Source organism: Vreelandella sp. ssv (genome assembly GCF_059448525.1).
In genome coordinates, this window is record NZ_CM182545.1 from 581088 (window position 1) to 602038 (window position 20951).

A 20951-nucleotide genomic window follows, 5' to 3' on the forward strand; every position below is an offset into this window, starting at 1 on the left:
CAAAAAAGCGAATTTGAATTCAGTCAAAGGATTGTACAGGAGCATTGAGCTAAATGAGTGGACCGACCCTGCAACGTAAACTGTCATACCGCAAAGGCTTTTTTTCACTAGCCGTTCTAGGCGGGCTGCTGGTTGGAAGTATCCCTCTTGAGGCTTTTGCGTTTGGCTTCGATGATGTCGCCCGAAGAGCTGAGGAACTTGCTCAGCAGGGCTACCGTGCCCCAGAAACATCGTTGCCCAGTGAGCTGCGAGAACTCAGCTATGCGCAGTATGCGCAAATACAGTACAAGCGAGATCGCGATGTGTGGAGCGGGGCAGGCGTACCTTTCACACTGAGTTTTATCCATGAAGGGATGCATTATGACAGTGCCATCCAATTAAACAGTATTGATCAGGATGGCGAGGTTCATGGCTTTGCTTACAATCCTGACGACTTTACGTACGGTGATTTAAATATCTCCGACGACGTTAAAAGTAGCGATGGCTTGGGTATTGCCGGCGTTAGGATTAACCATGGGCTCAAAGATACAGAGCGTAAAGATGAGGTAATGGTATTCCTGGGAGCAAGCTATTTTCGCGCTGTTGGCAGAGGGCAGGTGTATGGTCTTTCCGGGCGCGGCCTGGCTGTTGATACGGGGTTGCCATCGGGCGAAGAGTTCCCGCGCTTTAGCGAGATATGGATCGTTGAACCTAGCCCAGAAAGCCAGTACTTGACGATTTTCGCTCTGCTTGATTCGCCTAGTGTTACCGGTGCCTACCGCTTCGTGTTACGCCCCGGAGAAGATACCTTAGTCGACGTTCAATCGCGGCTATATTTGCGCCGATCTGTCGAGAAACTGGGGATAGCGCCGCTCACCAGCATGTACCTTTACGGCCCCGAACAGCCCTCTTCGACACTACACTATATCCCGGCAATCCATGACTCGAATGGTCTTTTGATCAATGATGCGCAGAATGGCTGGCTGTGGCGGCCGCTAGCCAATCCAGCCAGATTAATGATCAATAGACACGCCACCCCACAGTTACGTGGATATGGTCTGATGCAACGTGGTCACAATTTTAGCAATTATCAAGATATTGCCGCACGTTATGATCTGCGTCCAAGCGCCTGGGTTGAGCCACTAAACGAATGGGGGGCAGGTAGCGTTGAGCTGATTCAGATTCCGACAGACAACGAGACCAACGACAACATCGTATCAATGTGGCTGGCTGATGAAACGCATGAGCCGGGAACACCACTGGCGTTCGATTACCGCCTTACGTTCACAACCAATGAAAGCCGTCACCTTGATCCTCAACTTGCGTGGGTAGACGAAACCCGTCGCTCACGGGGAGAGGTGATTCGGGATAACCTAGTGCGTGAGCCCGACGGTACACTCTCTTTCGTTCTCGATTTTGTCGGGTCTTCGCTTGCCGGGATCGGCAGCGGTGCAAACATGAGCGTTGAGGCAAGCGTTGGCGAAAATGGCGAATTAACCACTAGCCGTGTTGTTCATAATCCAGCGACCAATGGCTGGCGTGTGTTTGTTAACGTGAAGCGCAATAATGGCAACCAGCCTTTAGATATCAGGGCCAAACTACTACTCGATGGCAAGCAAATGTCCGAGACTTGGTACTATAGGCTGCCCGCTAATGGCTGAAACAATATCTTCCTCGCAGGCAACGTCAACGGATCTTTATTTAGAACGATTGGCGTTGGAGACACAGGATCGTAAGCAGCGCTACACGTTATTAGTAGGTGATCTTGATCAACACGATATGGCGTCGCTGCATGCTGCGTTGGGTGGGGATAGTGATGACGAGAGTGATTGGCAGAGTCAGGGTATAGATGATCCGGCGGCATTATCAGTGGGTCGACGCTTAGCGCTTGCCTACGCAGAGCCACCGCTAGCACCCCCAGAGGTATTGTCAACGGATACGTCTGGCATTACGCGGTTGCGCACTGCGCCACCGATGAAACGAACGCCGTTGGCCCCCCAAAAGTGGTCGACCAATCCTTTCGTAAATATTGGGCGACGTTTCAAGCGCTGGGCTAACGGTGATTTTGGTCGACGCAAAAGAGCGTCACCTTCCGCATCTTGGAAGTGGGTCGCCAGAAGGCGCCGTTGGGTTTTGCTGGTACTGATTTTTGGCCAAAGCATCATCGCTGCCAATCAGATGCGTACCGTACTCCCCGGCCAAGGCCTGCAGTGGCTTGAGATCGCTATCCTGTCTTTATTTGTGCTGCTATTCGCCTGGGTATCCGCTGGGTTTTGGACCGCGTTGATGGGGTTCTTCCAGCTATTACGGAGTCATGATCGCTACGCCATTGATAGCGAGGTGGGCGACGAGCCCATTGATGATGAGGCGCGCACAGCGTTGTTGGTGCCGATCTGTAATGAGGATGTTGCCAGAGTCTTTGCCGGGGTGCGTGCCACCCTCGAGTCTCTGCGCAGCACGGGCAATGATCGGCATTTCGATATCTTCATCCTAAGCGATACGTCTGACGCCGATATTGCCATTCAAGAAACCTATGCATGGCTGGTGCTGTGCCGTGACCTGGATGCCTTCGGCCAAGTTTACTATCGCCGTCGCCAGCGCCGAGTCAAACGCAAGAGCGGTAACCTAGACGATTTTTGCCGACGCTGGGGGGCGCTCTACCGCTATATGTTGGTACTGGACGCCGATAGCGTCATGAGTGGCAAGTGCCTTACCCGGCTAGTGCAAATGATGGAGGCGCGTTCTGAGGTTGGTATTATCCAAACGGCGCCACGGGCTTCCGGACGCCTCAATTTGTACGCTCGGATGCAGCAGTTTGCGACGCGGGTTTACGGGCCTTTGTTTACCGCAGGGCTACATTTTTGGCAGTTAGGTGAGTCGCACTACTGGGGGCATAACGCGATCATTCGCCTGGCACCGTTTATGCAGCACTGCATATTAGCGCCGCTACCCGGTAAAGGCTCAATGTCCGGCGAGATTTTATCCCATGATTTTGTCGAGGCTGCACTAATGCGCCGCGCCGGTTGGGGGGTATGGATTGCCTACAAATTGGAAGGCAGTTATGAAGAAATGCCTCCTAACCTGCTTGATGAGCTCAATCGCGACAGGCGCTGGTGCCACGGCAATTTGATGAACTTCCGGCTGTTTTTCTCGCAAGGCATTCATCCCGTTCACCGTGCCGTCTTCCTGACCGGTTTGATGTCTTACCTTTCAGCGCCGCTATGGTGCCTTTTCTTAGTCCTTTCTACCGCATTGTTAGCCGTGCATAGCTTTAGCACGCCCAACTACTTTCCTGAACCGGGGATGCTGTTTCCTGTTTGGCCACAATGGAATCCCACCTTAGCGGTGGGGCTGTTCGGTGTAACGGCGTTACTGCTGTTCTTGCCGAAACTGCTCAGCGTACTGCTGGTGTGGATAAAGGGCAGCCGTCAATTTGGTGGGCCGCTCAAGGTGTTGGCGAGCATGGTTCTCGAGTCGCTATTCTCGATGCTATTAGCGCCGGTAAGAATGCTGTTTCACACGCGCTTTGTACTCACGTCAGTGATGGGGTGGGCGGTTCAATGGCGCTCACCCTCGCGAGAAAATAGTGACACGACGTGGAGGGATGCCATCCGCGCGCATTGGACCCAAACGCTAATAGGGGCTGTGTGGGCAGCGGGTGTTTACGTTATGGAACCGACATTTCTTTGGTGGCTCTCGCCCATCGTCGTCGCTTTGATGCTTTCTATCCCGGTATCGGCACTCTCAAGCCGTGTCTCGCTAGGGCAGCTCAGTTTTCAAAAACGTCTGTTTCGTATTCCTGAAGAAACGCAGCCGCCAAGGGTGCTGCGGCGCATGGTGAGCTTACTTGCCCGCATGAACACAGGGATGTCGGCACCCTCTTTTATCCGAGTAGTGGTCGAGCCCGTGCCTAATGCGTTGGCAACTGCCTTAGGCACATCGCGGCACAACGATGTCGAGCCCATACGCCGGCGCCGAGCCGAGCGGGTTTCTCGCGCCGTATTGATGGGGCCAGCAGGGATGAGTCGATTGGAGCGGTTGGATTTTCTAGATGACCCGGTGATGATGTCGCAACTGCACTATCGCCTATGGGTCGACAGCAAGGCGCATCGCAGTTGGTTTGAGCTAGGTCTGCCAGGACGCGAATCCACGCATCTACCCACCTTTAACTAAGCTTACTATCGCGTCTAATGACTCATGCATTCAATCAGGCCAGCTGAGAGAGGCTGGCTTGAGTTGACGCCATGTGTACTCGCTCACGATGCATTCGCGTTAAGCGTATGTGATGGGCACTCACCAAACTGCTGCTTATAGTCGTGGGCGAATTGACCCAGATGCCAGAACCCCCAGTAAGTGGCTATTTCCGTAACCGACTGCTCGGGTGATGCCGAGCGCAGCGCCCTCCGCACGCGATTGAGCCGCGTTAAACGTAAATACTGCAGCGGGCTAATGCCTAAAATGGCCGTAAAGCTGTACTGCAGTGTGCGTCTGCTAACATGGGTCAGCTGGCAAAGTTGGTCCATCGTCACCGGGCCATCCATGTGCTCGTCCACGTAGCGCTTTACCCGGTCAACCACTTCCTTACGATGGGCGTAGCTGGGTGGTAGCTCTGCACTAGGCTGTTCGGCTTGCAGGAGTTCCAGTAGCGCCATCAGCAGAATGTCTTGATGGATATGGCTAGCAATAGCCAGCGTTTGGCTAGTAAAAAGGCGCTCGATAAGAAACACGACGGCCTTGAGCGTTTCCTTAGCCGCTTGTCGGCGGGGCATGACGTGCCAGCCTGTATCCAAGCTCACCCCTTGTCGCTTAGCCGCCTCTGCCAACGCTGGCAATTGAATCACCAGCCCATAGATGTCGAAGTCCTCCGGGGTAACCAGTTCAAAATCCCGCCCACCGGGGCGGCACATTACTTCGCCCTCGCAAAGCGATTGACCATTGATCCGTGTGCCATGTCGAGTAGTGGGGATACCGATCCATAGCGAGTTTGGCCACACCCGACACTGCTGGCGTAGCGCTTGCCCGGTGTGCTCCTTAAACACCTGCATCGTCTCTAAAGCCACTTCATCCAGACGACCATAGAAGCTGCCAGGGCTAAGCTGGTCGTACTCCTGCTGCCAGCGCGTCAAGTTTTGCGCGTGCTCATCAGCATCGAACGCCACCTGGACGCACCTTTTGGGTGCAAATGCGCTGTCGAGCGTGGTCATGGGGCTCTCCTAGGGGCGTTATAAGCACTTATTATTGCTGTGTTAAAGCCTTAACTTTCTGTATTTATTTAAATTTATTAAATATTCACGGGTTTGCCAAAACTCGATACTCCCTCTCTAGTGATAGCGCTATGGTGTAAACAAGCAAGTTTTATACCTCAACGCGCAGTCAGCGCGTTTAAAAGAGCAGTCGTAAAAAAGGAAAGCTCCATGGCGCAGTCCTATCACACCACGGTGGGGAGTCGCAGCTACCGCTTCGCAAGCCTAGCTGAGCTGATGGCCAAAGCCACACCACCCCGTTCCGGCGACCGGCTGGCTGGAATAATGGCGGAGAGTGCCGAAGAGCGCGTGATTGCTCAAATGGTACTTGCCGATCTCCCGCTGACCACTTTTTTGAATGAGGCCCTGATTCCTTACGAGGACGATGAGATCACCCGGCTGATTATCGATGATCATAACGCCGACGCCTTCGTCCCCATCCGACATCTCACCGTAGGCGATTTTCGTAACTGGCTACTCTCTGATCACGCTACTAGCGAAGTATTAGCGGGAGTGAAAGCGGGCATTACGCCGGAAATGGCCGCTGCCGTCAGCAAGCTGATGCGCAATCAGGACTTGATTCTGGTCGCCAAGAAGTGCCAGGTCACCACCGCCTTTCGTAATACGATTGGTCTCCCGGGGCGGCTCTCGACACGACTGCAGCCCAATCATCCCACCGATGATGTGACCGGTATTGCAGCCAGTATTTTAGATGGCCTGCTCTATGGCAGCGGCGATGCGGTCATTGGCATCAACCCTGCTACTGATAACGTTGCCCAGAGCGTCAAGCTGATGCGCCTGATGGATGAAGTGATCCAGAAGTATCAGATCCCTACCCAATCCTGTGTGCTTACCCACGTAACGAACACCCTGGAAGCGATCGAGCAGGGCGCCCCGGTCGATCTGGTCTTCCAGTCGATCGGCGGCACCGAGGCGACTAACCGCAGCTTTGGCTTTGATTTGGGGACTCTCGCCGAAGCCGAGGCGGCGGCGCAGTCGCTCAATCGCGGCACGGTGGGCCGCAACGTGATGTATTTTGAAACCGGCCAGGGCAGTTCGCTCTCCGCCGATGCGCACCACGGGCTCGACCAGCAAACCTGCGAGGCCCGCGCCTACGCGGTGGCACGTAAGTTTAATCCACTGCTGGTGAATACCGTGGTGGGTTTTATCGGCCCCGAGTACCTGTTCGACGGCAAAGAGATCACCCGCGCGGGGCTTGAGGATCACTTCTGCGGAAAACTGCTGGGAGTGCCTATGGGCTGCGACGTTTGCTACACCAACCACGCTGAAGCCGACCAGAACGACATGGATAATCTGCTGACGCTACTCGGCGTGGCGGGCTGCAATTTCATTATGGGCATCCCCGGCTCCGACGACATTATGCTCAATTACCAGACGACTTCGTTTCACGACGCGCTCTATGCGCGGCGGGTGCTGGGGCTAAAAGCTGCGCCGGAGTTTGAGTGTTGGCTTGAAGAGATGCAGATTTTCCAGGATGTCAGCTCCCACCGGCTCAACGACCAGCTTCCGGCCGCCTTTGCCAACAGTTTGCGCCATCTGCCCAAGGAGCCGCGTCATGGCACATGATCCTTCATCCCCCATCGTGGTGGAGAACCCCTGGGAGAGACTGAATGCCTTTACCGACGCGCGGATTGGCCTGGGGCGCGCAGGGGTCAGCCTGCCCACCAGCAAGCTGCTGGCATTTCAGCTAGCCCATGCCCAAGCGCAGGATGCGGTTCACTGTCCGCTGGATGTGGAAGCGCTTTCCAACGAGCTGACCCAAGCCCTAGATTTGTCTGAGGCACCGCTGCGCCTGCACAGCCATGCCCAAGATCGCGCTATGTATCTGCAGCGGCCCGACTATGGCCGTCGCCTGAACGACGAGAGCCGTGAATACCTGCGTGAGCAACTGCAGAAAGCCGCCGCGTCCCAGCAGCACTATGACCTTGCGGTGGTCGTGGTCGATGGGCTTTCTGCGTTGGCCGTGCAGCAGAATAGCGCGCCGTTTCTTAGTGCGCTTTATCAGATGCTGAGCAGCGATACTGCTGATTGGACGCTAGCACCACTGACGTTTGTCGAGCAGGGGCGAGTGGCGATTGGCGACGAAATTGGCGCACTGCTGAATGCCGACGCCGTGCTCGTCATGATCGGCGAGCGGCCAGGGCTGAGTTCGCCGGATAGCTTAGGGCTTTACATGACCTGGGCGCCGGAACCGGGGCTTAAAGATGACCGACGCAACTGTATTTCCAACGTACGCCCGGCGGGTTTGCAAGTAGAGGAGGCCGCCAGACGCTTTTTCCTACTCTTAAAAGAGGCCCACCAGCTCAAATTGTCTGGCGTTAAGTTGAAAGACCGCAGCGAAGACGATGTGTTGGAAGGCGACTCAGCCCCAGGCTCGACGCGTAACTTCCTGGTGGCTGAGTAACTTCCCAAAAAGCGACACCTATAACAACGATCAAACAACAACAGTCACATAACAAAATGGAACAACGTTGGTAAATGACAGCACGCCGCTGACGACGATTTCGTTCCACACTGAAAGGGCAAAACGATGACACAACCATCGATTGATCAGGCGTATCTGGCAAAACGCCAGCTGCGCAAAGGCACCGCTGGCTGGATACTGCTGGCCGGGCTTGGGGTTTCCTACGTCATTTCCGGTGACTTCGCCGGGTGGAACTTTGGCATCGCCGAAGCGGGTTGGGGTGGCTTTGCGATTGCCGCCTGTTTGATGGCGCTGATGTACTTAGCTTTGGTGCTGTCGCTCGCGGAAATGTCCGCGGCGATTCCCGCCGCGGGCGGTGGCTATAGCTTTGCCCGCCAAGCAATGGGGCCTGCCGGTGGTTATCTAACGGGGCTTGCGGTATTGATCGAGTACGCCCTGGCCCCAGCGGCGATTGTGATTTTTATCGGTGCCGCCGTAGAGGCATTAATCGGTATTAACGGCCCGCTGGTTTACCTGATTTTCTACGCCGTGTTTATTGGCATTCACTTGGCAGGCGTGGGGGAAGCGCTCAAGGTCATGATGGTGATTAGCGGTCTGGCGGTGTTCGCTATTCTGGCCACCGCTGTCGCGCTGATTGGCAGTTTCGACGCTGCCAACCTGTTTGATATTGCTCCCACCGATGCGGCGGGCGCCAGCACCTTTATGCCGTTTGGCTGGTACGGCGTTTGGGCGGCGCTGCCGTTTGGCATGTGGTTGTTCCTGGCAGTGGAAGGCGTCCCTCTGGCGGCGGAAGAGGCCAAAGATCCCGCTCGAGATATGCCCAAAGGCATTATCGCGGCGATGCTGTTTCTGCTTTTTACTGCGCTATTAGTCGTGGTGCTCCTGGCCGGTGCGGCGGGCGCCGAGATGATTGGTCAAAGCGGCGTGCCGTTGGTCGATGCACTGAACGCGGCGGGCAATCCAACCCTGGCTACGATAGTAAACGTACTGGGGTTAGCAGGGCTCATTGCCTCGTTCTTTTCGATTATTTATGGCTATAGTCGATTGGTGTTCGCTCTCTCACGGGCGGGCTATTTGCCTAAGCGCTTATCGCTGACCAGCGGGCGAAAAGTACCTTATTTGGCGCTGATCGTACCGGGCGTATTTGGCTTTTTGGTCTCACTCAGTGGTGAAGGTGACCTCATGCTGGGCATGGCCGTGGTCGGTGCCACGATCTCCTATGCGCTGATGGCACTAAGCCACATTATGCTGCGCGTACAGCAGCCCGATCTTCCACGTCCGTATAAAACGCCTGGTGGTGTCGTAACGTCAGGCATTGCGCTAGTACTGTCACTGATCGCGCTAACCGGGGTCTACGCCTTTGACCCCCGTGCGTTTAACTACACCATCGTGCTGTTTATCGCCGGGGCGGCCTACTACTTCTTCTACAGTAAAAATCATCTGGTGGCGAAAACCGCCGAGGAGGAGTTTGCGCTGGTGTCCGCTTCACCTGAGGAGCTAGACGGGAGCGACCCCGCACCGGCAGCCGCTGCTAAGCTGTAAGCGAGCCAACGATTAGGCTACTGTGATAAGCCCCTGGCGGTAAGACGCTAGGGGCTTTTTCTTATCTATTAACCGTTACGAGGTGGCCTTATGACGCTGACCTTTACTAATCCTGACGAACAGCAGCGCTGGTACGCAGTGGATGATGGCGTAATGGGTGGTGTTTCCGAAAGCATGTTCAGCGTTACTGACAGCGAAGGTCGCTTTCATGGCGAGGTGTCGCTGGAAAACGGCGGGGGGTTTGCGTCTGTTCGCCGCGAGCCCAATGATTTTGAACACACACTAGCGGGTGCCCAAGGCATAGCGCTAACCGTGCGGGGTGATGGTCGCACCTACCAACTGCGCCTTAAAAGTACCTCCCTGGGTGATGCTTCAGCATACCGCGTTAAATTTACGCCTGCTCAGGATAACTGGGAAACGCTGTATTTCCCCTGGAGCGCCTTTGAAGCGGTGCGGCGAGGGACGCTATTGAGCGACGCCCCTGCCGTAACGCCAAGCGAGATTCACCAACTCGGCTTTTTAATCGCTGACCGCACCGCGGGGCCTTTCTGCCTTCAGATTAGCCGTATCGAGCCCCTGCGCTAACTTGATGTTGGCTACCCACCAAGGTCGTCTCGCATGTAGTTTCCCGTTACGCGAAACTGGTAAAAATGATCAGGAGCTCGGCCCGTGAAACACGCACCTGCGTACCGCTTGGCGACGACGATTTTGCATGGCTTCGATGAGTATCGTGCGCGCTTTAAAGAGATTACTGCCGATGCCAGTCGCCGTTTCCGCGACGCGGCCTGGCGTGACGCCCAGCAAGCATCGGTAGAGAGGATCAATCTCTATCAGGAAAAAATCGATATTACCTTGGGGCGCTTAAAGCGCACTTTCGATCCTGACGTGGTGTCCCACTGCGAGTGCTGGCGCGAGGCACGCAATCATTACGCCGAACTGATCAGCCACCGACTTGATTACGAACTAGCCGAGACCTTCTTTAACTCACTGTTCTGCTCCATTTTCCATCACCGCCATATTCGCAACGAGTGGATGTTCGTCTACAGCTCCCGGGAGGATGCCGCCCACCGCTCGGGGATTGAACTATGCCGTCGGCATAAGGTTAACGGCGACTGGCAGGCTGCGCTCAAATGGGCGCTTATCGATGCGCCATTAGATAATCGCTTTGCCGACATAGACCAGGATACCCACCTAGGTGCCAGCTTCTTACAGCAGCACTTGCCCGCGACGATTTTGAACGCTGAAGATGCTGAAATTGAGCTACTAAATAGCGTCTTTTACCGCAACAAAGGTGCCTACTTGGTCGGGCGAATCCTGGGTGGCGGTGAGCAGGTGCCTTTGGTGCTACCAGTACTCCACGGCGAGGGATTTGGTGAACAGACAGGGGGTGATCCCAGCCTGCACCTGGATACGGTATTGATCGAAACTGACGAGGTGTCGATTATCTTCTCCTTCACTCGTGCCTATTTCCAGGTCGAGGTAGCGGTACCCAGGGAGTTTGTCGATTACCTTCAGCAGTTGATGCCGCATAAGCCGGAAGGTGAGCTCTATGCCTCAATCGGTTTCTTCAAGCACGGTAAAACTGAATTTTTCCGTGCATTGAACCGCCAAGTGGCCAAGCGCGAAGATCAATTTATTATCGCCCCAGGCGTGCGCGGCATGGTGATGGCGGTGTTTGTACTGCCCAGCTTTCGCACCGTGTTTAAGATCATTAAAGATAAATTCGACCCGGCTAAAGACGTGACCCACGCCGTAGTGCGCGAAAAGTATCGGCTGGTGAAGCGCCATGACCGGGTAGGGCGCATGGCGGACACTCAGGAGTTCTCCAATTTTATCGTCCGCCAGGATCACTTCTCCCCCGAGTGTTTAGCCCATCTACTGGAAGTGGCGCCCTCCACGGTGGTGCTTAGAGACGACAAAGTCATCATCAAACACTGCTATACCGAGCGCATGATGACGCCGCTGAATATCTACCTCGAGCAGTGCAGCGACCCAGAGAAGGAGATGGTGCTTAAAGATTACGGCAATGCCATTAAGCAGATGGCCGCGGCAAATATTTTCCCTGGCGATATGCTGCTTAAAAACTTTGGCGTGACGCGCCATGGCAGGGTGATCTTCTATGACTACGATGAAGTCTGTTATCTCACCGAGTGCCGTTTTCGGCATATACCCAAATCCCAGGGCAATGACTTCCAGGGGGGCGATACGTTATCCATTGGCCCTAACGATATTTTTCCAGAAGAGTTTGGGCCCTTCATGTTCGCCAATAAGGCGCTGCGCGATATGTTCATGGCGCAACACCCCGAGCTATTCGACCCCGATTACTGGCTGGAGCTGCAGCAGGCCATCATCGATGGCCGCGTCATCGATGTTTATCCTTACCGTAACAAGCAGCGTTTTGCGGGCAGTATCGGCCAGCTAGTATATTAGGCCTCTATATTAAGGTGCGGTGGAACATAAACGACGAGGTAAACATGGCAGCAAGCCCGCATTTGGTGGTATTTACCGGCTCGGGGATTAGCGCCGAGAGCGGGATTAAAACCTTTCGCGCCAGCGACGGCCTGTGGGAGAACCATCCGGTCGAAGATGTCGCCACCCCTCAAGCCTGGCGGCGCAACCCGCAACAGGTATTGGATTTTTATAATCAGCGCCGTGAACAGATCCGCCGTGCCAAGCCCAACGCCGCCCATAAAGCGCTGGCTGCACTGGAGCAAGACGGTTTTAGCGTTAGTATCATTACTCAGAACATTGATGACCTACACGAGCGGGCAGGCTCCCACCATGTATTACATCTACACGGTGAGATTTTAAAAGCACGCTCCTCGATCGATGAGCGTATGCGCTACCCGCTGCTCAAAGGGGGAATTGAACTGGGGGATGTCTGCGATAAAGGTAGCCAGCTACGGCCTGACGTCGTCTGGTTTGGCGAGTCGGTGCCGCTGTTTGAAGACGCCTGCGAATGGGTGAGTCAGGCTGACTTCTTGCTGGTCGTAGGCACATCGTTGGCGGTCATGCCTGCGGCATCACTGCTGTCTTACATTGATTACGACACGCCCTGCGCCTTGGTCGACCCAGAGGCGGATATGCTTAGCCCGCCGGGGGTGTTGGCGATTAACACCACCGCCGGTGAGGGCGTTCCGGCGCTGGTCAATCGCTGGAAGCAGCAGGGTAATTTGCTGTTATCTTAAAAATTCGAGACTGAATCGGCACAGCCTGCTGTGCATAAAGGAAAATCAAATGAAGCACGCAATCTTTAGCATTGTTATCGCGATGATTTGGGCGGGCGATGTTTCTGCTCAGGACTTGGCTTATTCGGACGAGGCAACTGAGTCCTGCCTTGCTGACGCATCGGATGACGCGCGGCTGGCCTGCGTCGGTGAATCCGCGAATGCCTGCATGGCCGACACAGAGGGCGGTTCCACGACGGTTGCTATGGGCGGTTGTCTGGATCGGGAACGGCAGTTTTGGGACGATCGGTTAAACACCGCTTACAGCGACCTGATGGCGATGTACGCCTCAGCTGACGCAGAGGCAGAGGCTGAGAATTGGAACTCACCAGCACAGGTGCCGGCGCTGAGGGAGATGCAACGGGCCTGGATCGGCTACCGCGATGCACGCTGCGATTTCGAGCGGGCGAAATGGGGTGGCGGCACCGGCGGTAGTCCTGCAACCGCGCAATGTCTGATGCAGGTCACGGCAGAGCAAACACTGGTGCTTATCGATGGTCTGGACGGGTTGCAGTGACACGCGCCGCGAACGAGCCTCTCCGTAACCACGCTTTCATGACGCTGGTAATCTGAGTGATTTCTGCTTCAGAGGTGATATAGGCGGGCATGGTATACAGCCAGCGGCCAATGGGGCGCAGCCAAACCCCATGCTCGCGGGCGAAGTCTCCTACGCCTTTCAGCGCTTCGGCGGAGTGCGCTTCGATCACGGCGGTGGCGCCAAGGACTCGAATGTCAGCCACGGCCGGGTGCGCACTCAGCGCTTGGTCTTCCAGTAGCTCACGCTGCAACTGCTGGCTGAGCGTCGCAATCTTGTCCAGGTAATGCTCTTCCTCGAAGACGCGCAGGCTCTCCAGCGCCACCCGGCAGGCTAACGGGTTGCCCATAAAGGTAGGCCCGTGCATAAAGGCGTAGTGAGGGCTGTCGCCGATAAAGGCGTCATGGACGCGATCCGTGGCGAGAGTCGCAGCGTGGCCCAAATAGCCGCCGGTCAAGCCTTTGGAAAGCACCATGATATCCGGGGTGACGTCCGCGTGGTCGGCGGCAAACAGTTTGCCGGTACGGCCAAAGCCGGTGGCGACTTCGTCGAAAATCAACAGCACACCAAACTCATCGCACAGTTCCCTGGCGCCAGTAACATAAGCTGGCGAGGTCATGTTGAGCCCCCCTGCCGCTTGTAACAGGGGCTCCATCAGCAGCGCGGCGATTTCATCTTGGTGGCGCTCAAGTACGCGACGCAGGGCGCTAAGGTCGTGTTCGACCTGTTCAGCGGTGGCATCAAAAGGAGCAGTGGGCGCCGGGGCGAAATGGTGCTGGGGGAGCAGACTGGCGAACAGGCTGTGCATGCCTTCTTCCGGGTCGCATACCGCCATGCAGCCGGTGGTGTCGCCGTGGTAGGCCTTCATCAACGAGAGCATCTTTCGCTTGCCTGGGTGGCCGGTGAGTACCTGGTACTGAAGGGCCATCTTCATCGCCACTTCCATGCCCACCGAGCCGCTGTCCGAATAGAACACATGATTCAGCCCGTCCGGGGTAATGCGCACCAGCTCACGAGCTAATTGATCGGCGGGCTCATGCGTCAAGCCGCCAAGCATCACATGGCACAGCTCACCTGCCTGCTCGCGAATGGCGGCCACCAGACGCGGATGGCCGTAGCCGTGAATCATGCACCACCAAGAGCAGGTGGCATCCAGCAGGCGCTCGCCGCTCTCAAGCACAAAGTGAGCGCCGTCACCGCCCACCACCTTGGGCGCGGGCATTTGGGTTTTTAGGTGGGCATAGGGGTGCCAAACCGGCGTTTTCATAACGGCTCCAGGGAGAGATAGGGGGCGGCAGTCGCGGCGTCGGGGGCATCAAGATGGGGAATAATGCCTAAACAGGGGGCCGCGAGTTTGGCGTTTAGATGAGCAATATTGGCCTCAAAGTGGGCTGTGTCAGCCGCAAAGGCGGGGTCAACCACGCTGCCTGCCCACCCTGCCACTACCAAGCCGTCGGCGCGAATGGCTTCCGCTGTTAAGCGAGCATGATTCAAGCAGCCCAGCTTTAGGCCGACCACCAGAATCACCGGCAGCTCAAGCGCCAACGCCAAGTCGGCGAAATCTTCCTGTGCGTTTAACGGTACGCGCCAGCCACCGGCGCCTTCAATCAGGGTGACATCTCTGGGTGTTTGTTTGATCGTTTCACCCAGCAAGTGAGTAACAGCGCTAACCTCAAGCCGCTGTCCCGCCTCTATTGCGGCAAGGTGAGGCGCAATGGCGGGGGCAAAGGCGATGGGATTCACCGTGGCGTAGTCGACAGACGGTACGCTTTGATGCTGAAGGGCGAGAGCATCGCTATTACGCAAGCCTTCAGGCGTCTCTTGGCTACCCGAGGCGATAGGTTTTAAGCCCAGCGTGCTCAACTGCTGTTGGCGTGTGGCATATAGCAAAGCGCTCGTCACCAATGTTTTACCCGCATCGGTATCGGTGCCCGTCACAAACCAGACGTTCATAGTGATTTTTCCAAGTGCAGCGTTAAGCAGTGGTAGCTCACGGGTAGGCCTTCCGGCTGGCGGAGTTGTTCAAAGCGCGCTTGTGCGGAGGTGATGTCAGCACGTGTCAGGTTGGATTGCGCCCGGGCAATCTGGGCACCGACACCTTTAATAGATGCCAGTACCGCCTTCAAGTCAGGGTAATAAAAGCGCTCAACGGTGGCCGCCTGGCGGGTGATGGTTAAGCCGCTTTCATCGATGGCTCTCTCTACGCTGGCTCGATCAGGCGTTTGCAGCAGCGCTTCGGGTCTCTGCCATGCATGGGCAACTTCTTGCAATGTTCCTGGCAGGAGCGTTGTGATATGCGCCTGTCCCCCGGGAGCGAGAACCCGGTAAAGTTCATTCATGACCGCGCCAATGTCGGGGCACCACTGTACTGCCAGGTTGGAAAACACCAGATCAAATGAATGCCCGTCAAATGGCTGGGCAGCAGCGTCACCCGGTTGCCAGTGGATACTTTCACCATAACGCTGGCGGGCCTGTTCCAGCATGCCGGGAGCCAAATCTAACCCGGTAATCTGAGCGCAGTGGTAACGTTCAGCCAAGCGTTGTGTCCAGACACCGGTCCCGCATCCCATATCCAACACGTTAAAAGCGCGAGGAGGTAGCGAACTCCAAAGCACCTCGCCTATGTGGCGTTGTGCAGTGGCTAGCGCATCATAGCGGGGAGCGGCCCGAGAGAAGGCGTGGGCGACCCGTGCCTGCCAGGTAGCTTCGCTGTTTAGCGTTAGAATACTCATAAAGCCGCCGTACTGATGTTAGCCATCTGGGTGGCGTGACAAATAATCTCAGCGGCGAGAGCCTTGGGCTGCGAGAGCATCGGGCAGTGGCCGACATCGCTTAGGGGTTCGCTGATGCGGCGCTGTGCGGGGCTGATGAATGGATCATGGTTGCCGATGAGATGTACCACCGGGCAAGGAGGGGCTGCTAGGCGTGGGCGATTATCAATCGACGCCAGCCACTGCAGGCCGGTAGCCAAGGTGCTGCTGTCGGCGGGGGGCGTATCACCCAGCAAGTCATGCAGTTGCCGGTAAGCCTGCCGAGGGCTGGGCTCCCCTTGGGTCTGCCAGCGCAAAAAATGTTGCCAGGTTGCGGTGGGGTCGCGTTGAAAGGCACGTTGGAAGGCGCTCAGTTCGGCGCTAGTGACGCCACCTTTGGCGCTGACCTCGTCTTTGACACAGAACGCATCCCCTGCACCGAGCAAAATCAGGCCCCGAGGTGGGGGAAGGTACGCCAGTAGCGCCGTAGCAAGTAGCCCACCTAATGACCAGCCGACCCAGACCGCATCGCTGGCTAACGGCTCGGCCATAGCGTCTGCCAGTTCTTCCATCGTCGCGTTGGCCGCAAGCGGGGAAGTATCACCGTAGCCGGGCCACTCTACCGCCTGGGCCGTTAGGCCGGTGGGCCAGTGCGCCTCAAGCGGCTGCCAAATACGCTTATCGATTCCCCAGCCGGAGAGCAGGATTAAGCGCAAGGGCTGCATAACGCCTCTTGGTGCTGGCAGTGGTGGAGCGCGGCTAACAGTCGATCAATATCGTCGTGTTGATGGCGAGCGCTTAAAGTCACACGCAGACGGGATTCACCCTTGGGCACCGTTGGCGGTCTAATCGCCCCCACCTGTATACCTTTTTGCTGAAGCTGCACCGCCCAGCTTAGGGTGCGCTTTTCATCACCCAAGACCAGTGGCTGAATGGGGGTGACCGAATCGCTGAGCGGGAGCCCCAAGAGAAGCGCTTCGCGGCGAAAGTAAGCAATATTGGCGTTTAGCTGGGCGCGGAGTTCCGGTTCACTCTGAACGATCTCCAGCGCTTTTAAAGTAGCGGCGGCAATCGCCGGTGGCTGGGCGGTGGTGTAGATATAGCTGCGTGAAAACTGAATCAAGTGCTCAATTAGCTCGGCATCTCCGGCTACAAAAGCCCCGGCGGTACCTAATGCTTTGCCCAGGGTTCCGACCAAAATCGGCACTTCGGTGCTGTTCCAGGTGCTGGCCACGCAGCCGCTGCCATTGTCGCCAAGCACGCCCACCCCGTGGGCATCATCGATCATTAGCCAGGCGTTGTGCTGCTGACTGGCTTCGGCAAGCCTGGCTATGTCGGCGATATCGCCATCCATACTGAAAACGCCATCGCTAACCACGAGCTTATGCATGCACTCACTGCGCGCCAGCAGGCTTTCCAGATCAATGGCGTTGCGGTGATGAAAGCGCCGCGAGCGGGCTCCGCTTAATGCGGCGCCATCAATTAGCGATGCGTGGTTGAGGCGATCCTGGAAAAGTGCGGTATGGCGATCTGCCAGCGCTTGCAGCACGCCGAGATTGGCCATATAGCCGGTAGAAAACAGCAGCGTACGTTCGCGTCCTGTCCAGCGCGCTAGGGCGTCTTCGAGGGCATCGTGAACTTCCAAATGGCCGCTAACCAAATGCGAAGCGCCTGCACCCGCGCCAAAGCGGTGCGCGCCGTCCGACTGGGCTTCGCGCACACGAGGGTCTTGGGCAAGACCTAGGTAGTCGTTACCGGCAAAGTCGAGCGTCGAACTGGAAGAGCCGCTTGCCACAACCCGGCGGGTTCGCCAGCGTTGCGCACGCTGGCGATCAGCGCGGGCGTCGGCTAAGAGCTGTTGCCACGCTTCAGACACTGGCGTCCACCGCCAGCTCGGCAACCCGTTCGGCGTACACCTGCTGCTGTGCCTGTTGGGCAAGGCGGGCCGCTTGGGTAGCTTCGCTTTCGCAAGTTTCGCGCTTTTCAGGGTGCAGGCCCAGCTTGGCAAACATCGCTCGGTCGCGATCCACCTGAGGGTTGCCAGTGGTCAACAGTTTGTCGCCGTAGAAGATCGAATTGGCGCCGGCCAAAAACGCCAGCGCCTGGGTTGATTCATTCATCTGCTCGCGGCCAGCGGAGAGCCGCACGTGGCTTTGAGGCATCATAATGCGGGCAACCGCAATGGCGCGTATGAACTCAATGGGATCTAGATCTTCGACATTTTCCAGCGGCGTGCCGGGCACTTTCACCAGCATATTGATGGGCACGGATTCAGGGTGCGGGGAAAGCTTGGCCAGCTGTTGCAGCAGGGCGCTACGATCTTTGGCATCTTCGCCCATGCCCAGAATGCCGCCGGAGCAGACCTTCATGCCCGCATCGCGCACGTTGGAGAGGGTCTCCAGCCGGTCGCTGTAGGTGCGGGTGGTGATGATCTCGCCGTAGAACTCCGGCGAGGTATCCAGGTTGTGGTTGTAGTAATCGAGCCCTGCCGTGGCCAATCGACTGGCCTGTTCGCCGTCGACCATTCCCAGCGTCATACAGGTTTCCAGGCCTACCGCTTTCACCTGACGCACCATCTCTTCGACTAACAGCAAGTCTTTATCACGGGGGGTGCGCCACGCCGCGCCCATACAAAAGCGGCTGGCACCGGCCTCTTTCGCCGCCTTGGCTTGTTCGACGACCTTTTCTATTTCCAGCAGCTTCTCTTTCTCCAGCTGGGTGTTGTAGTGGCCGGATTGGGGGCAGTATTTGCAGTCTTCGGGGCAGGCCCCGGTCTTGATCGACAGCAGGGTAGAGACCTGCACCGCGTTAGCATCGAAGTGGGCACGGTGAACTTGCTGGGCTTGAAACAGCAGGTCGTTGAACGGCAGCGCGAAAAGCGCGTTGATCTCATCCAGCGTCCAGTCGTGGCGCTGCTCATGAAGAAACTGTTCGTAATGCACGGTCATCTGTAAACCTTGTTATCTATATTAGTTGACGAGACTTTAGCGGCGTTGCGCTTTTGGTGTCAACGTTGGAGATTTTTTAGGTTTACGACAGTGTTGGAAACATTCGTCAAAAGATGGTGTGCTCATTTATACTCTGCGCCCTTTGCCACCCTTGATTGTTCAACCCTATGGAGCGCGGATGTCTGCTTTTGAAAGCTCTGCTGATAAGGGCTCGATTGATAAGGGCTGTGTTGATAAGGGCTGCGTTAACAGCCCAGGCAATGAGCATCCGCGTCCACCGCGGCGCGAATTTAAAGCCCGCGGTAGCTTTGTCACGCGTTGTGAAGGGTGCAATTTACCGGCACTCAATTGTTTATGCCCCTATCAAGTGACGGCGGAAAGCGTCGCTCAAGTATGGCTGTTAACGCATCCGATAGAGCACTACAAACCGACGAATACCGGTCGCTTGATTGGTGATGTGCTTAGCGAGACGCGAATCTTTACCTGGTACCGTATGGCGCCGGATGCACAGCTGGCAGCGCTGTTGAAAGACCCTCGCTACGCCCCCTTTGTGATTTTCCCCGATGACCAGCCCGACTACGCGGATCGGGTGGTGAATATCGCAGCAGTTCACACGGCGAAAGAACAGGCGCGCATTCCGGTATTTATCATTTTGGATGGCACTTGGCGGCAGGCTCGGCGGATGTTTCGCAAGAGTGCTTACCTTGACGCGCTTCCCGTACTGCCGTTGAGTACTGAGCGGGAGACGCGTTATCGGCTGCGCAAACCGGCGTCAAAATCGCACCTGTGTACTGCGGAAGTGGCTATCGAACTGCTGCGTCAGGGCGGGGATACGGTCGCTGCGGATATACTGGATGATTACTTTGAGGTCTTTAACGATAGCTATGCGGCGAGCCGACTGCATCACAGAATCGACTCACCGACCGCGGCAATGCGGCGCCTATTAGCTCAGCAAGAAGCAGCGCCCATAGAGGTATGAGCGCTGCGAAGGTCGTTTTACGCGCTGCCGCTGCCAAACAGGGCTCCGGCGATTCTGAATCCGGCCACCCAGGTGCCCACCGCGGAGCCTAGCGTGGCGAGAATAAATACCAGCAGGGTGCGAGAGACGCGGTTTTTCCACCAGCCTTTCAACTGCGTGACATCGTGGCGTAGGGATGAAAAATCGCGCACTTTGGGTTTGCGCATATAGAGCTCAACCCCGGCGGCCACAAAGCCAGCGCCGATAGTGGGGTTCAGCGAGGTCAGCGGGGCGGCAAAGAAGGTGGCAATCACGGTAACGGGGTGTGCCAGGGCGATAATCGTCGCACCGCCCGAGAGAATGCCGTTAATCAAGAACCACTCAAGCACCAGCTGCCAGCCAAGTCCGGTATTGCGCGAGAAGCCAATCGCAAAGCCCGTGAGCACCAACGCGGTAATTAGCCAGGGCAGCGCCTTCCAAATTTTGGACGGCGGCGGCGTGGCCTCCAGCGATTCGCGCTCTACTTTTGGGTCGGCAGGCAGTGGTGCTTCTAAGTGTTCGCCGGTGCCTTTTAAGTGGCCCGCGCCGATCACTACCAGCACGTGCTGGTAACGCCCCGGCGGCGCCTCTTCGGCTAACCGTAGCGCCATGTAGCGGTCACGCTCGCGAATGAGCGGCGTATAGAGCGCTTCGGATTCAGCGGCAAATTCGCTGAAGGTGGCTTCCAGCATATCGCCTTCTTTGAGCTTTTCGATATCCTCTTTAGAGACATCCTGGCGCGAAAGGACACTGCCGATAAGCCCTGAAAAGAGCGAAAAACGCTGCCACCAGGGCACGTTGCGGTAGATGCGCTTTAGCGTCACGCCCACATCGCGGTCAACCAGCAGCAGTGGTAGCTGGAGACGGCTGGCCTCTTCGACTGCAGCGCGCATTTCAGCTCCTGGCTGAATGCCTGATTGATCGGCAATACGCTGCTGAAAGGCGCCGAGTGCTAAGCTCGCTGCGACCATGCCTGCCTTGCCTTCCCTGAATACTTGAAAAAGATCCTGCTCGCCCATGGCATCCGGGTTGGACATGCTGTGGTGACGGGCATCGCAAAGCTCAATGGCCACCGCATCAAAGGCGCCGCTATCTAATAGCGCCCGGACATCATCGGCGCTTTCTGCCGACACATGGGCCGTACCCAGCAGCGTGTAGCGGGTGTCGCCGATGGTGAAAGTTTTTAACGGCCCGCTAGTGGCCGGAAGCGAAGTCGGCGTTGCCGTCAGTGGCCCGCTCTCTTGCTGAGAAGCTTCTTGGTGAGACGTATTATCTTGGTTCATT

General features: G+C 56.6%; 18 protein-coding genes. 10 read left to right on the forward strand and 8 right to left on the reverse strand.

Annotated features, from left to right (window positions below; all coding sequences use genetic code 11):
• The first annotated feature begins 53 nt into the window (after nt 1-53).
• Together AC5TBW_RS02760 and mdoH are read left to right on the forward strand one after the other, a co-directional pair.
• Entirely contained in the window at nt 54-1640 is a 1587-nt protein-coding gene (locus AC5TBW_RS02760; protein WP_495510612.1) for a glucan biosynthesis protein G, read from the forward strand.
• On the forward strand, nt 1633-4152 hold the full coding sequence (gene mdoH / locus AC5TBW_RS02765) for a glucans biosynthesis glucosyltransferase MdoH (RefSeq protein ID WP_495510613.1): 2520 nt from the start codon (nt 1633-1635) through the stop codon (nt 4150-4152). The genes AC5TBW_RS02760 and mdoH overlap by 8 nt, the downstream gene beginning before the upstream one ends.
• 83 nt (nt 4153-4235) lie before the next feature.
• Here mdoH and AC5TBW_RS02770 read toward each other — a convergent pair whose 3' ends face one another.
• Nucleotides 4236-5183 (reverse strand): helix-turn-helix domain-containing protein, encoded by a 948-nt coding sequence (locus tag AC5TBW_RS02770; protein ID WP_495510614.1) that lies wholly within the window; start codon nt 5181-5183, stop codon nt 4236-4238.
• Nucleotides 5184-5393: 210 nt separating this feature from the next.
• Between AC5TBW_RS02770 and AC5TBW_RS02775 the strand changes: the two genes are divergently transcribed.
• The 7 genes from AC5TBW_RS02775 (at nt 5394) to AC5TBW_RS02805 (ending at nt 12954) form a co-directional block, all read left to right on the forward strand.
• A complete protein-coding gene (locus tag AC5TBW_RS02775) occupies nt 5394-6809 on the forward strand; it encodes an ethanolamine ammonia-lyase subunit EutB (protein WP_495510615.1) in 1416 nt (471 codons plus the stop codon).
• Nucleotides 6799-7647 (forward strand): ethanolamine ammonia-lyase subunit EutC, encoded by an 849-nt coding sequence (gene eutC, locus AC5TBW_RS02780; RefSeq protein ID WP_495510616.1) that lies wholly within the window; start codon nt 6799-6801, stop codon nt 7645-7647. Before AC5TBW_RS02775 ends, eutC begins: the two co-directional genes overlap by 11 nt.
• Before the next feature lie 126 nt (nt 7648-7773).
• Nucleotides 7774-9210, forward strand: coding sequence for an ethanolamine permease (gene eat / locus AC5TBW_RS02785; protein ID WP_495510617.1), 1437 nt, complete (start codon nt 7774-7776; stop codon nt 9208-9210).
• 90 nt (nt 9211-9300) lie between these two features.
• Nucleotides 9301-9795 (forward strand): CIA30 family protein, encoded by a 495-nt coding sequence (locus AC5TBW_RS02790; RefSeq protein WP_495510618.1) that lies wholly within the window; start codon nt 9301-9303, stop codon nt 9793-9795.
• Between the two features lie 84 nt (nt 9796-9879).
• A complete protein-coding gene (gene aceK, locus AC5TBW_RS02795; protein ID WP_495510619.1) occupies nt 9880-11640 on the forward strand; it encodes a bifunctional isocitrate dehydrogenase kinase/phosphatase in 1761 nt (586 codons plus the stop codon).
• A gap of 44 nt (nt 11641-11684) precedes the next feature.
• Nucleotides 11685-12398, forward strand: coding sequence for an SIR2 family NAD-dependent protein deacylase (locus AC5TBW_RS02800; protein WP_495510620.1), 714 nt, complete (start codon nt 11685-11687; stop codon nt 12396-12398).
• Nucleotides 12399-12447: 49 nt separating this feature from the next.
• Nucleotides 12448-12954 carry a lysozyme inhibitor LprI family protein gene (locus AC5TBW_RS02805; RefSeq protein WP_495510621.1) on the forward strand — a complete coding sequence of 169 codons (507 nt, stop codon included), beginning with the start codon at nt 12448-12450 and terminating at the stop codon, nt 12952-12954.
• Here AC5TBW_RS02805 and bioA read toward each other — a convergent pair.
• From bioA to bioB, 6 genes are read right to left on the reverse strand one after another with little or no spacing between them, the layout of a single operon-like run.
• The gene (gene bioA / locus AC5TBW_RS02810; RefSeq protein WP_495510622.1) at nt 12926-14239 is read right to left on the reverse strand and encodes an adenosylmethionine--8-amino-7-oxononanoate transaminase; all 1314 of its coding nucleotides are present in this window, start codon (nt 14237-14239) and stop codon (nt 12926-12928) included. The two genes, AC5TBW_RS02805 and bioA, sit on opposite strands and share 29 nt — an antisense overlap.
• A complete protein-coding gene (bioD, locus tag AC5TBW_RS02815; RefSeq protein WP_495510623.1) occupies nt 14236-14925 on the reverse strand; it encodes a dethiobiotin synthase in 690 nt (229 codons plus the stop codon). The genes bioA and bioD overlap by 4 nt, the downstream gene beginning before the upstream one ends.
• Nucleotides 14922-15704 carry a methyltransferase domain-containing protein gene (locus tag AC5TBW_RS02820; protein WP_495510624.1) on the reverse strand — a complete coding sequence of 261 codons (783 nt, stop codon included), beginning with the start codon at nt 15702-15704 and terminating at the stop codon, nt 14922-14924. Before AC5TBW_RS02820 ends, bioD begins: the two co-directional genes overlap by 4 nt.
• Nucleotides 15701-16447, reverse strand: coding sequence for an alpha/beta fold hydrolase (locus AC5TBW_RS02825; RefSeq protein ID WP_495510625.1), 747 nt, complete (start codon nt 16445-16447; stop codon nt 15701-15703). Before AC5TBW_RS02825 ends, AC5TBW_RS02820 begins: the two co-directional genes overlap by 4 nt.
• A complete protein-coding gene (gene bioF / locus AC5TBW_RS02830) occupies nt 16429-17598 on the reverse strand; it encodes an 8-amino-7-oxononanoate synthase (RefSeq protein ID WP_495510626.1) in 1170 nt (389 codons plus the stop codon). Before bioF ends, AC5TBW_RS02825 begins: the two co-directional genes overlap by 19 nt.
• Nucleotides 17591-18670: a biotin synthase BioB gene (gene bioB, locus AC5TBW_RS02835; protein WP_495510627.1), complete on the reverse strand. Its 1080-nt coding sequence runs from the start codon at nt 18668-18670 to the stop codon at nt 17591-17593. The genes bioF and bioB overlap by 8 nt, the downstream gene beginning before the upstream one ends.
• A 178-nt stretch (nt 18671-18848) precedes the next feature.
• Between bioB and AC5TBW_RS02840 the strand changes: the two genes are divergently transcribed.
• Nucleotides 18849-19649, forward strand: coding sequence for a tRNA-uridine aminocarboxypropyltransferase (locus AC5TBW_RS02840; RefSeq protein WP_495510628.1), 801 nt, complete (start codon nt 18849-18851; stop codon nt 19647-19649).
• 17 nt (nt 19650-19666) lie between these two features.
• Here the strand turns inward: AC5TBW_RS02840 and AC5TBW_RS02845 are convergent, their stop codons facing one another.
• The gene (locus AC5TBW_RS02845; RefSeq protein ID WP_495510629.1) at nt 19667-20950 is read right to left on the reverse strand and encodes a TraB/GumN family protein; all 1284 of its coding nucleotides are present in this window, start codon (nt 20948-20950) and stop codon (nt 19667-19669) included.
• Between the last annotated feature and the right edge of the window lies 1 nt (nt 20951).

What these genes read in the sequence shown, in the direction of transcription:
- AC5TBW_RS02760 (WP_495510612.1), top strand. Translation starts at nt 54, where the DNA reads ATGAGTGGACCGACCCTGCAACGTAAACTGTCATACCGCAAAGGCTTT.
- mdoH (WP_495510613.1), top strand. Translation starts at nt 1,633, where the DNA reads ATGGCTGAAACAATATCTTCCTCGCAGGCAACGTCAACGGATCTTTAT.
- AC5TBW_RS02770 (WP_495510614.1), bottom strand. Translation starts at nt 5,183, where the DNA reads ATGACCACGCTCGACAGCGCATTTGCACCCAAAAGGTGCGTCCAGGTG.
- AC5TBW_RS02775 (WP_495510615.1), top strand. Translation starts at nt 5,394, where the DNA reads ATGGCGCAGTCCTATCACACCACGGTGGGGAGTCGCAGCTACCGCTTC.
- eutC (WP_495510616.1), top strand. Translation starts at nt 6,799, where the DNA reads ATGGCACATGATCCTTCATCCCCCATCGTGGTGGAGAACCCCTGGGAG.
- eat (WP_495510617.1), top strand. Translation starts at nt 7,774, where the DNA reads ATGACACAACCATCGATTGATCAGGCGTATCTGGCAAAACGCCAGCTG.
- AC5TBW_RS02790 (WP_495510618.1), top strand. Translation starts at nt 9,301, where the DNA reads ATGACGCTGACCTTTACTAATCCTGACGAACAGCAGCGCTGGTACGCA.
- AC5TBW_RS02800 (WP_495510620.1), top strand. Translation starts at nt 11,685, where the DNA reads ATGGCAGCAAGCCCGCATTTGGTGGTATTTACCGGCTCGGGGATTAGC.
- AC5TBW_RS02805 (WP_495510621.1), top strand. Translation starts at nt 12,448, where the DNA reads ATGAAGCACGCAATCTTTAGCATTGTTATCGCGATGATTTGGGCGGGC.
- bioA (WP_495510622.1), bottom strand. Translation starts at nt 14,239, where the DNA reads ATGAAAACGCCGGTTTGGCACCCCTATGCCCACCTAAAAACCCAAATG.
- bioD (WP_495510623.1), bottom strand. Translation starts at nt 14,925, where the DNA reads ATGAACGTCTGGTTTGTGACGGGCACCGATACCGATGCGGGTAAAACA.
- AC5TBW_RS02820 (WP_495510624.1), bottom strand. Translation starts at nt 15,704, where the DNA reads ATGAGTATTCTAACGCTAAACAGCGAAGCTACCTGGCAGGCACGGGTC.
- AC5TBW_RS02825 (WP_495510625.1), bottom strand. Translation starts at nt 16,447, where the DNA reads ATGCAGCCCTTGCGCTTAATCCTGCTCTCCGGCTGGGGAATCGATAAG.
- bioB (WP_495510627.1), bottom strand. Translation starts at nt 18,670, where the DNA reads ATGACCGTGCATTACGAACAGTTTCTTCATGAGCAGCGCCACGACTGG.
- AC5TBW_RS02840 (WP_495510628.1), top strand. Translation starts at nt 18,849, where the DNA reads ATGTCTGCTTTTGAAAGCTCTGCTGATAAGGGCTCGATTGATAAGGGC.
- AC5TBW_RS02845 (WP_495510629.1), bottom strand. Translation starts at nt 20,950, where the DNA reads ATGAACCAAGATAATACGTCTCACCAAGAAGCTTCTCAGCAAGAGAGC.